Origin of the sequence: Actinomadura rubrisoli, assembly GCF_004349215.1 — a bacterium.
Lineage (GTDB): Bacteria > Actinomycetota > Actinomycetes > Streptosporangiales > Streptosporangiaceae > Spirillospora > Spirillospora rubrisoli.
On record NZ_SMKU01000721.1, the window covers coordinates 1 to 1,138 of the forward strand.

The window sequence follows — 1,138 nt, forward strand, 5'->3', positions numbered from 1 at the left end:
ACCTCTTCTACCGGGGCTCCACGTCCCGTTTCCGGGCCCGGCGATCTGTCCGCGAGTCTCCCCTTGCGCTACCGATCATGCCCGGGAATGCCCTACTACCCGAATCAATCTTGCAGGGAAAACCTCATAGTCATAACCTCGCTTGGTGATATGTTCGTGCAAGATCCTCCTCTCCTCTTCGCTGAGCGGATGTCCACGCAACTCTTTAAGCTCTTTAAGAGCGCGCTCGAACTCCTTCTTCTGCTCCTCACGACTTTCCGGAGAATGGTATCCGTCATCATCCAGGTCACCAGGGTCCCAGGACTCCCTCAGCTTCTTCCAGTATTCGTCCCAGTCATCGCCACCGGCATTATGGACCAGGACCGCGGCACCACCGGCCCGCACATTGTAGGTATGCAGGCCGGCACTTGTGTGCAACCACATGCCCGAGCGGAGGTCGGCCGCCCTGACCCACGCACGTTTCCTCCTTACCCAGAAGGGGTGCCCTTCGGTGGCGGTAACGATCCCTGTCTTGGCACCGCGTTTCCCATCGGTATCAATGGTCACCTTGACGAGATCTTTCTTACCATAACCCGAGATAAGCGCTGTCACACTCTTCTTCTCGGTCTTGCCGGTCCTCGGGTCGGTGGCCTGGACCTCGTCGCCGACCTTGACCTTTTCGATCGCCTTGTAGCTCCCGTCTCCCATCAAGATGGCCGTGCCGGCGACGAAGCTGTTCTTCGGGGCGACGCATTGACGGAGCCGCTTGAGGAACCAGCCGCCGCCCTTGGTCGCGCCCTCCTTGCCGATCGCTTTGGCCGCTCCTCCTCCGCCGCCGATGAGGCCGATGGCGTCCCAGACGTAGCCGCCTGCCTTCCAGGCGCCGGAGTCCGGGTCCATGCCGACGGGCTTGGCGATGGCCTCCTTCACGCCCGGGATCATCAGGATGGGGCCGAGAGGGGTCACTTCCAGGGCGCCCATCATGAGGCCGAGCATGAAGTTGTCGGCCTGGCGCAGGGCTTCGGTCCAGGAGAACTTGCCTTGGCCTCCAGTGCCCCAGCCCCCGGGGCCTGCGCCCTGAGAGCCCTCCGCGCCCTTCTGGCCCGGATCCGAACCTGAACCCTGGCCGGGGGCGCCGGGGACGGGGGCTGTGTCGGGT

General features: G+C 63.3%; 1 protein-coding gene. It reads right to left on the bottom strand.

Annotated elements, in window-relative coordinates; all coding sequences use genetic code 11:
* Window positions 1-75 precede the first annotated feature (75 nt).
* On the bottom strand, window positions 76-1,138 hold a 1,063-nt coding region (locus E1298_RS47100; protein WP_279499816.1), incomplete at its 5' end, for a polymorphic toxin-type HINT domain-containing protein.